Origin of the sequence: Pseudomonas sp. CFBP 13710, assembly GCF_014842235.1 — a bacterium.
Taxonomy (GTDB): Bacteria; Pseudomonadota; Gammaproteobacteria; order Pseudomonadales; family Pseudomonadaceae; genus Aquipseudomonas; species Aquipseudomonas baltica.
On sequence record NZ_JACYVJ010000016.1, the window covers coordinates 39,460 to 50,146 of the forward strand.

The window sequence follows — 10,687 nt, forward strand, 5'->3', positions numbered from 1 at the left end:
GCGGCGTGCCGCTGTACACCGACATCGCCGACCTGGTGAACCAGGGCATCAACGTAACCTCGCACGTCGACGCCAATGGCGATGGCTACTACGCCGGCTACGAACTGAACCACGGCGCCGAAGACACCGCGATCCAGCTGAGCACCATCAACGTCTCGTTCGGTGATACACGTGACGGCTCCGAACAGCACGTGCTGCAGATCAGCGGCATCCCGGTGGGCGCAGTGCTGCGCGACGGCGCCAACCACAGCTACCTTTCCAACGACGGCGGCACCGGTACAGCCGACATCACTGGCTGGGACCTGAAAACCCTGAGCATCACGCCACCGGCCAACTACAACGGCACTCTGGCCTTGACCGTTACGGCCACTGCCACCGAAAGTGCCGATGTCGCCAATCCAGCGTCGGTCAGCCAGCCGTTGAACGTCATCGTCGACCCCGTCACCGACGTCACCAATGTCGTGCTCACGGCACAAACGCCTGCAGGCGGCGTGCTGGAAAACGGCACCATCGTCTACACCGCGACCGTAGGTGACATTGTGACCGGCACACCGGTCGTCGTGACGCTGTCGAACAACCAGACCATCACCATTCCCGTCGGTCAGACGTCGGGTTCGGTGTCCTACGTGGTTGGCAACGATGTGTACAAAGGCGCCGACTCGATCTCCACCACGATCATTGGCGCCACCGGCGGTACCTACGAGCAACTCACCCCGAACACCACTCCGGTCGTGACCCCGGTCGGCGACAGCATCGACGTGACCACCATCGGCCTGACCGGCGATGCGTCGGCCACCGAAGGCCAGTCGGCCGTCTACACCCTGACCCTGAGCAACCCGACCAACACCGACACCCAGGTGACCCTGAACCTGACCTACGGCGGCAGCGCGACACGTGCCGATTACCAAGGTCAGGACAGCATCACCGTGACCATTCCGAAGGGCCAGACCAGCGTCCAGTTCCAGCTGCCCATCGTCGATGACAGCCTGGTCGAAGGTCGCGAAAACGTCGTGGTCACCATCGCCACGCCAACCGGCGACAACTTCGAAAGCCTGGTGGTCAACCCGCAGGCCGCCACCGTCAACACCGCCATCATCGACAACGATGCTCCGGTGGTCGGCGACAACGGCGACAACAACGGCGTGGCGGGCAACAAGCTCAGCGGCACCGAAGACACCGCCGTGGCACTGGACTGGGCCTCGTTCAACATCCAGCCAACCGCCAACCCCGGCCTCGACCTGGGCATCAAGTTCACCAGCCTGCCGGTCAACGGCTCGCTGCAACTCCAAAACGACAATGGCGAGTGGAGAGATCTGACCCAGGCCGACGTGGGCACCACCTTCACCAAGGCCCAGATCGACAACGGCGCACTGCGCTTTGTGCCGGTAGCCGACGAGTCGGGCAGCGATGCCTACAACAACGCCGGCACCGGTGATCAGCGCAGCGACTACGCCAGCTTCACGTTCACCCCGACGGTCGATGCCCTGGTGGGCAAGCCGGGCACCGTTACCATCGACATTGCGCCGGTGGCCGACGCACCGATCCTCAGCCTGACCCCGGGCTACGTCGTTCCGACCGGTCTGATCAAGTACACCTACACCGACCTGCAGGGCCTGGGCACGACCGGCGAAGGCGCCGATCCCGCGCAGATCAAGTCCACCATCGAAGCAGCAGGCAGTCGTCCGGGCGTGGTCATCGCCGATGTCGGTGACAGCAACATCGTGCAAGGCACCGGGACCAAGGTCACCGGCTTGATCTTCCTCGAAGCCGGCAAGGTCTACACCTTCAGCGGCAAGGCCGACGACGGCCTGCTGATCAACGTTGGCGGCAAGGACCTGGGCACCGCCCATTGGGGTGCCGGTGTCGACCCAACCTCGGGCGATTTCAGCGGCAGCATCACGCCGGCTGAAACCGGCTACTACAGCCTCGACCTGTACCATCACAACCAGAACGGTCCAGGCTTCTACGACCTGAACCTGTCGGTCGACCAGGGTCCTGCGACCTCGATCGGTCAGAGCGGCGTGCCGCTGTACACCGACATCGCCGACCTGGTGAACCAGGGCATCAACGTAACCTCGCACGTCGACGCCAATGGCGATGGCTACTACGCCGGCTACGAACTGAACCACGGCGCTGAAAACACTGCGATCCAGTTGAGCACCATCAACGTGACTTTCGGCGACACCGCCGATAAATCCGAGCAGCATGTGCTGCAGATCAGCGGTATCCCGGAGGGCGCGGTGCTGCGCGACGGTGCCAACCATAGCTATGTTTCCGAAGCCGGTGGCAACGGCACGGCCGATATCACCCAGTGGGATCTGAAGACCCTCACCATCACGCCGCCGACCGACTTCACCGGCACTCTGGCCCTGACAGTCAAGGCCACTGCCACCGAAAGCGCTGACCTGGCCAACCCTGCGTCGGTCAGTCAGCCGCTCAACGTCATCGTCGACGCCGTGAACATCGCGCCAGTGGTGGTCATGGACGAGCAGGTAGTCTTCAATGAAGGCTCGGCAGAATCGGTCAACCTGGTCTCGGGCCTGAGCATCAGCGACAAGGACAACAGCGCCGGCGATCAACTGCAGGGTGCGAAGATCATCATCCAGAACACCATGGCCGGTGACACCCTGAGCTCGGCGTTCGAAACCGGCAATGGCACCACTGCCCAGGGCATTGGCTACAAGGTCGGTGGCGTTGCCAGCGATGGCACCATGACCATCACCCTGGAAGGCATGGCCAGCCGTGCCGCGTATCAGGAGCTGATCAACTCGATCAAGTTCCAGGCGACCGGCGAACATCCGGAAAGCACCGTGCGCCAGGTGTCGGTCGAAGTGACCGATACTGGCGTGCAGAGCAATGGCGTGAACGGCGCGACTTCGGTGGTGGCCAACAGCATGCTGGCAGTCAAGCCAGCGGTGGTCGTGACCCTGTCCGCCGAACCGCAGGCAGTCGAAGGCGGTGTGATCAAATACACCGCGACCCTGACCGACCTGCACGGCAATACCGTCAACGCCTTGGAAACCGTCCGGGTCGACATCGGCAATGGCGACAGCATCAGCATTGCCAAAGGTGCCTCGGCAAGCGCCATCACGGTCGCTGCGCCGCTGGATGACGTCTACAAGGATGCCGACTCGGTCAGCCGCACTATCCAAAATGTGACCGGTGGCGGCGACGTCACGCTGGTCCCAGGCACCACGCCGGTCAATGTGCTGGTAAACGACACCATCGACGCCACCAAGGTCACCTTGAACGCCACCTCGGCGGTCAACGACGGCGGCGTGATCACGTACACCGCCACGCTCGACCATGCCGCCGACAAGGCATTGAAACTGGTACTGTCGAACGGCCAGACCATCGATATCGCTGCCAATGCCAAGCAAGGCTTCGTCAACTACACGGTGGGCAACGATGCATCGCGCGCCGGCATCCTGACCGTTGCCATTGCCGGCATCGCCAGCGCTGCCGACGGCAAGCTGATCGACGGCAACTTCGAAAACCTGCAGTACAAGGATGCCTCAGCCAGCACCACCGTGACCGGTCCACAGACCACCATTGGTATCACGGGTGCCGAGCGGATCATCGAAGGTCAGTCGGCGATCTACACCCTGACCCTGAGCAACGAAACCAAGAGCCAGGTCACCGTCACCCTGAACTACTCGGGCAAGGCCGCCAACGGCGCCGACTTCCAGGGTCAGACCACCGTGGTCATCGACGCCGACAAGTCCTCCGCGACCTTCCCCATCAGCGCCCTGAGCGATCAACTGCGCGAAGGCACCGAACAGCTGGTGGTGACCATCGACTCGGTCACCGGTGGCAACTTCCAGAGCCTGACCACAGATCCGGCCCACGCCAGTGTCGCCATCAACATCATCGACAACAACTTGGTGGTCGATACCGCCACGGTCGATGAAGGCGTCACACTGAACGGCAACGTGCTGACCAATGATCGCGACGGCGACAACAGCCTGACCGTAGCCAAGTTCAGTATCGGCGGCACCAACTACGCGATGGACGCCAGCGGCCATGCCTCGGCGCCGGTCACCGCAACCGTCGGCAACCAGTCGGTAACGGTCGGCAACCTGACCATCGCCAGCGATGGCAGCTACACCTACACCCCGATCAAGGCCTACGAAAACTGGAGCGGCAGCCTGCCGACGGTCACCTACACAACCGATACCGGTGCCGTGAGCACCTTGAACGTCACCGTGGCGCCCGTCAGCGATACCCCGCTGCTCAGCGTTGCCAGCCCGACCACCTGGTCGCTGGCAGCCGATGCCAACACCGTTACCAGCGCTCAGGTCAGCCAACTGGGCGAGGCATGGAAAACCAACAACGCCGGCAACTACATCGAGGTCAATCCGTACAGCGTCTACAACGGCACGGCCAGCACCACCAAGGTCATCGAACTGGAAGGCCGCGAAAGCGATGCCAGCGACCTCTACACCGTCGTGTCCAACGCCAAGGCCGGTTCCCTGTACACGCTGGACTTCGACTACTCGCCACGTAAAGGCCATGAAGGCGATTCCGACATCAGGGTCATGTGGGGCGACAAGGTTGTGGCCGTGATCAACGGCACCACACCGGGCATGGTGCATTACAGCCTGCAATTGCCGGTGGACAGCACGGCGAGCAAGACCTTGACTTTCGCTTCGGTGGACAAGAACTCGTTCGGCGGCCTGCTGGACAACATTACGCTGGCCACCACCAGCAATACCGGCGTGGCCGGCAAGGCAATCGCGCTGTCAGCGATCTCTTCGGAACTGGTCGACCGTGACGGCTCCGAAACCCTGACCACGACCATCTCCAACATTCAGGCCGGTGCCACCCTCAGCGACGGTACCCACAGCTTCACCGCCAGCAGCACTGCCCAGACGGCGGATGTCAGCACTTGGAACCTGTCTGCCCTGACGCTCACCACCGCAGCTAACGCCCCGGTCGGCGACATCAACCTGAAGGTCAATGCCACTGCCAAGGACTGCAATGCCGAGGCCGCATCGGCGGCCGAGCAAACGCTGACCGTGCACGTCGTGGCGACCCTGCAGAGCTACAGTGTGATCACCGGCAACGCCGGCACCGAAACGCTGGACGGCACCACCGGCCGCGACATCATCGTCGGCGACGTGACCCCGACCCAGACCCAGAACGGCGCCAGCTACAACATCGCCTACATCCTGGATCGCTCGGGCAGCATGAAGGACACCCTGGCCAGTGCGAAGGACTCGGTCGCCACCGCAATCCAGCAGCTCTCGCAGAACCTGGGCGGCGGCACGGTCAAGGTGACCATCGTCGACTTCGGCACCGACTCCAAGCAAGGCGCCACGCTGACGCTGACGCCGAACATGTCGGTGGATGCCATCAAGGCAGGCCTGGGCCTCAATGCGATCACGGCAACCGGTGGCACCAACTACGAGTCGGCGTTCTTCAAGGCGGCGACCTGGTTCAACGGTACCGAGGCCACCAGCAACACTGGCGCGGTGAAGCTCAGCTACCTGATCACCGACGGCGAACCGAACTACTACCTCGACGCTGCCGGCAATCGCCAGGGCAACGGCTCTACCACCACCAGTGCCGTCATCGATGGCTCCGCCGAAGGCTTCGCAGCCTTGGCCAAGGTGTCGACCGTGGAAGCCATCGGTGTTGGCAACAACGCCAACAGCGCCACCGTGGCAACCTTGCAGAAATTCGACAGCGATGGCGAAGTACAAAGCAAGATCGACGTCACCAATATCGCTGCGGCACTGAAAAACAGCCTCATCACTGCCGGTGGCGACACCATCAACGGCGGCGAGGGTCACGACATCCTGTTCGGCGACACCATCTCCTTCACCAAGGCAGGCGTCACCACCGAGGGCACGACGGCGCTGAGCGAGTACGTGAAGTCGGTCACCAACACCAGCTCCGTCACCTCCGAGCAGGTGCATGACTACATCACCAAGCACGCCAGCGAGTTCAACGTCGGCGCTGCCAGCTCAGACGGCCAGGCCGGCCTGTTCACCGTCGCCAAGGGGGGCAACGACTTCCTCAACGGTGGTGATGGCAACGACATCATCTATGGCCAGCGCGGCGATGACACCATTCGCGGCGGCGCCGGCAACGATGTACTGTTTGGCGGCGCCGGCAAGGATACGTTCGTGTGGAAGACCGGTGACGTAGGTACCGACACCATCAAGGACTTCAGCCATGCCGAGGGTGACAAGCTGGACTTGTCCGACCTGTTGCCATCGGACGCCGAGACCAACCTGGCGAACTACCTGAAGCTGAGCACCGACACGGCCGGCAACTCGACCCTGCAGATCAGCACCAAGGGCGGCATGACCTCGGCTTCGGCCACGGTCACGCCAGACGTCACCATCAAGGTCGACAATGCGCACTGGGGCAGCGGCACCGATGCCATCAAGTCGCTGATCTCCGGTGGCGACCTGCTGGTCAAGCACCACGACTGATGCAGTCGGCAGCCGGCCCAGCAAGTCGGCCGCCAGCGGCATCCACTGGTTCTGAATCCGTGTAATCTCTGCCGAGGCTGCCCTGCAGTCTCGGCAGGTTTTTTTCGATGGGAGCGCTTCGATGTTCTACGTGCAACGCGATCGACAAGGTGCATTGGTCCGCGTGGAAGCGGCAGCCTTTGCCGAGGCCACAGAAACCCTGCCTGCCGATCATCATGAGATACAGGCGTGGTACGCCAACGATGTGGTCGAAACCAGCCTGAAACAGCTCAAGCAGAGCGATCTGGACATGATTCGGGTACTCGATGACCTGATCCAGGTATTGACCAGCAAAGGCATCATCCGTGTGACCGATCTACCGGCAGCGGCCCAGGCCAAGCTCAAGGATCGTTCCAGCGCACGGGTGGCGCTTGGCGGCCTGAATCAATTGATCAACGACGACGAAACCGGCTTGATCTGAAGCCTGCGCCCCCTCCACCACCGCGCCCGAAACGGCACGGTCCGAAGGCAGGCGAAGGCACGCGCAACAGCCCTAGCCAAGCTTCCAGGGCTGCGGCTCGCCCACCAGCTGTCCTTGGACGCCGGCAATACCCATCTCGCGAATCACCTGCAATTCCCCTTCCGTCTCGACCCGCTCGGCAATCAGCGGCAAGTCGATACTGTGCGCTGCCCGCTGAATGGCTTCGATGAACAGACGCTTGTGGCTTTCCTCGTTGATCGCGCGAATGTAGCTGCCGTCAATCTTCAGGTAGCCAAGGCCCAGGTGGGCCAGGTTGCCGATCATGCTGAAACGCCCGCCAAAACGCTGCAGGCTCAGGCTGTAGCCCAGGCTGCGCAAACGCCGCGTGAGCTGCTCGAGCACGTTCTGCTCGGGAATCTGCTCCTCGCCTATCTCCAGGGTAAGGCGCGGGCCCAGGGCAGGATGCTGCGCCAGTCTGTCGAACAAACCCTCCAGCGCCTGGGGATCGTTCAAAGTGGCCGCCGACAGGTTCAAGGCGAGTGTGGCATCGTGCTTGCGCAGATGCTCAAGGACCAGCTCCAGCATCAGCCGATCCAGTCGCGCCGACCAGCCGAAGCGTTCCAGCCAGGGCAGGAATCGCCCAGCAGCGACCGCCTGGCCCTGCTCGTCGATCAGCCGCGACAGCACCTTGTGATGCAGCACGCGCGTGGTATCCACGCTGCTCACCACCGGCTGGAAGTACAGCTGGAAGCGGCCTTTGGCCAAGGCCTCGTCGAGCAGCATGTGCCAGGTGTGGTGATCGTTCTCCACGGTCGCCAGCGCCATGTGCTCCAGACACACCCAATTGCACTCGCCAGCACCCTCGGCTTGCGCCAGGGCCTCGTCCGCCAGCTTGAGCAATGCCTGCGGGTCGTCACCGGGGGTGTACGGCGCCAGCCCCAGGTGAGCCACCGGCAGCAGATCGGTAGCGCCGGTCTGCGCCAGACTGCGCAGGTTCGCGTCGAGCTCCTGAGCGAGCTGCTGAGCCTCTTCGCGCACCATGCCCGGTGCCAGTATGGAAAACTCCCCACCCCGGCTGCGGGTGATCAGGTTGTGCGTCTCAGGATGGCGCGCACAGGTGCGCAGCAGCTGCTGCCCCACCGCCTGCAGCAACTGATCGGTTCGCTGTCCGCCCAGGCGCTGGTTGAGGCCCGCAAGGTCGTTGATGCGCAACAGCACCAGATAACCTGCACTGGCTTCCTCAAGATTGCTGACACGGGTGTGCAGCTGCATCTCGAAATAGCGTCGGTTGGCCAGGCCCGTCAGACTGTCCTGGTACGACTCGATACGCAGCCGTTCGCTGCGCACGGTCTGCTCGTGGAACAGTGCCTTGAGTTTTTCCACCATCTGGTTCATCGCCTGCACCACCCGGCGCAGCTCGGGAGTGCGCGGCAGATCCGGCAGGCTGAGGAATTCCCTGCGCGCAATGGCGTGCGACTGCTCGACCATGTAGTCCAGCGGCTTCAGCTGGCGCCGCAACAGCAGTGCGCCCAGCGCGGCACTGACCGCGCCGCACAGCAACAACCAGCCCAGGCTGCCCAACGCGCCCTGCCACAGCTTGGCCACGGCAAACATCGGGTGGCTGACCACCTCGACCCGGGCTGCCTGCTCCCAACCGCGGCTGACGATCGCGTCACCGCCGGCCGGCGCCAGGTTGATCATCTTGACGAACCAGGCCGGCACGCCGCTGCCGTCCGGCTCGGCCGCACGTTCGACGATGACACTGTCGTCCGCCAGGTTGACCACGCGAATACTGGCGTAATAGCCGCTGTCGAAGATCGAGCTGACCATCAGTTCGACCATTGCCGGGTCGTCGATATTGGGCGTGAGCGACAACGCCAGCGCCGTGGCCGCATCCTGGGCGTGGGAGCGCAGCTGGTTGACGTACTGAGTGCGCGAACTTTCCAGGCTGACCATGAAGCTGCCAGTGAAAGCCACTACCAGAAACAGGCATATCGCGATCAACAGTTGTTTGAACAGAGACATCGTTGCTCCACTTAATTATCCAGACTCGCCGGAAAGCCTTCTGCGGTCATTTTCTTCAGTACGTCCTGCCAACGCGACAGGCGCTTGGTATCCCCTACCTTCTTGTTGCCACCAGCGCCGGTGAGCCACAACCCCTCACCGTTGAAGGCGTAGACGGGCAGCAGGTCCTGGCGCTGGCTGGCAGGCAGAATTGGGTCCATCAGACTGTCCAGCACCAGGGGCATGGCCGTCGGTGTGGCGTAATAGGTGAGTACCATGTGCGCACGGTTCTGTCGCAATGCCTTGACGTAAGTGATGCGCAGCTTGTCCGCCGCGACACCCAGGTGGCGCAGGCTGAAGTACTTGGCGATCGCGTAGTCCTCGCAGTCGCCGGCACCCTTGAGCAGCGACTGCACCGGCGTGGCCCAATAGTCGACTTCGCGCCACAGATCGAGATCCTCTCGATACCGCAGTTGATGATTGAAGAACTGGTTCACCACTTCCAGCTGCTCGCCCTCGCTCAGCGGCTTCTGGGTTGCCAACAACCGTTGCCACGCATCAATGCGCTGCGCGCCTTCACCCAGAGGCCCATACAGACCCTCGGCACGGCGACTGATCTGATTGAAGTCCCAGTCGGCGCGAAGCCCGCCCAGCAACGTGCCTGCCAAGGCAAAGGCGATCGCGAGACAGCGCACCGTCTGTAGGTACTTCAGCCGTGTAACCAACGTGTTCGATCCGCCAGGGAGGCAATTCAGCCCACCATGGTGCGGGGGCGCATGACAAAAAACAATGGCACGATGAAATCACTTTCTCATGACCCTGTGCAGCCTGTTCGTCGCTTCGGCACTGCACTTCGTCTGGCTATCGGCTTGGCTGGGACGTTATTCAAACCTGCCATCTTTCAATGTGTAACTGCTTACGTCAGGATGGCGCAAATTGACTGAGGCTGTTTGGCGTGACTGAAAAATCCACTGTGCTGGCCAGCATCCTGGGCAGTGAACAGGTGCCCGCGCACTTGGCACGCTCGGTGATCGAAGAAAGGATTCGCGCAGCGATCTACGACGGGCGCCTGCCCTGTGGCATGGCCATCCGGCAGCAAGAACTCGCCACACTGTTCGGCGTCAGTCGAATGCCCGTGCGCGAAGCCCTGCGTCAACTCGAAGCACAAGGCCTGCTGAAAGTCGTGCATCACAAGGGCGCGGTGGTAGCCCCACTGATCAACCACGATTCCGTGGAAACCTACGCCCTGCGCATGCTTCTGGAGTGCGAAGCCTTGCGCCTGTCGGTGCCCCTGCTGGAAGAGCCTGATTTCGCCTTCGCCCAGGACTGCATCGAGCGCCTGGAACGGACGTCGGACTACGTCGAGATCAGTCGTCTCAACCGGGCCTTCCACTGGACGCTATACGCACAGGCCGGTAACCGCCGGTTGTTGAACCTGATAGATGAAGGGCTGATCGAGGAAGAGCGGTTCCTGCGCTTCAATCTGGAAGCCATGGGGTTGCGCAACATGGCTCAGGACGATCACCGCAACCTGTTGCAGGCTGCAAGACAGCGCGATGCAGTACGGGCTGTCGAGTTGCTGCGAGAGCATCTACAGCGCGGCGTGGACGCCATCCAGCGCTACCTGACCCAACGGGCGACAACTTGAGATACTGGCTGCACTAAGGTTGTGAAGTCCGGAAAGCAAAAACCCCTGTCTGCGTGGGCAGACAGGGGTTTTTTATTCAATCTTGACGATGACCTACTCTCACATGGGGAAACCCCACACTACCATCGGCGA

General features: G+C 62.3%; 5 protein-coding genes. 3 read left to right on the forward strand and 2 right to left on the reverse strand.

The features are described from left to right. Positions 1-224: 224 nt before the first annotated feature. Both IFT44_RS21465 and IFT44_RS20630 read left to right on the forward strand, forming a co-directional pair. Positions 225-6,443 carry an immunoglobulin-like domain-containing protein gene (locus IFT44_RS21465; protein WP_446730968.1) on the forward strand — a complete coding sequence of 2,073 codons (6,219 nt, stop codon included), beginning with the start codon at positions 225-227 and terminating at the stop codon, positions 6,441-6,443. Between the two features lie 121 nt (positions 6,444-6,564). After that, a complete protein-coding gene (locus tag IFT44_RS20630; RefSeq protein WP_122480651.1) occupies positions 6,565-6,903 on the forward strand; it encodes a tryptophan synthase subunit beta in 339 nt (112 codons plus the stop codon). A gap of 72 nt (positions 6,904-6,975) precedes the next feature. On the opposite strand, the gene lapD is transcribed toward IFT44_RS20630, so the two are convergent. Both lapD and lapG read right to left on the reverse strand, forming a co-directional pair. Further along, positions 6,976-8,928 carry a cyclic di-GMP receptor LapD gene (lapD, locus tag IFT44_RS20635; RefSeq protein WP_192176484.1) on the reverse strand — a complete coding sequence of 651 codons (1,953 nt, stop codon included), beginning with the start codon at positions 8,926-8,928 and terminating at the stop codon, positions 6,976-6,978. 11 nt (positions 8,929-8,939) lie between these two features. Then, on the reverse strand, positions 8,940-9,602 hold the full coding sequence (gene lapG / locus IFT44_RS20640) for a cysteine protease LapG (protein WP_264382018.1): 663 nt from the start codon (positions 9,600-9,602) through the stop codon (positions 8,940-8,942). 260 nt (positions 9,603-9,862) lie between these two features. Between lapG and IFT44_RS20645 the strand changes: the two genes are divergently transcribed. After that, entirely contained in the window at positions 9,863-10,555 is a 693-nt protein-coding gene (locus IFT44_RS20645; RefSeq protein ID WP_192176485.1) for a GntR family transcriptional regulator, read from the forward strand. Positions 10,556-10,687: the final 132 nt, after the last annotated feature.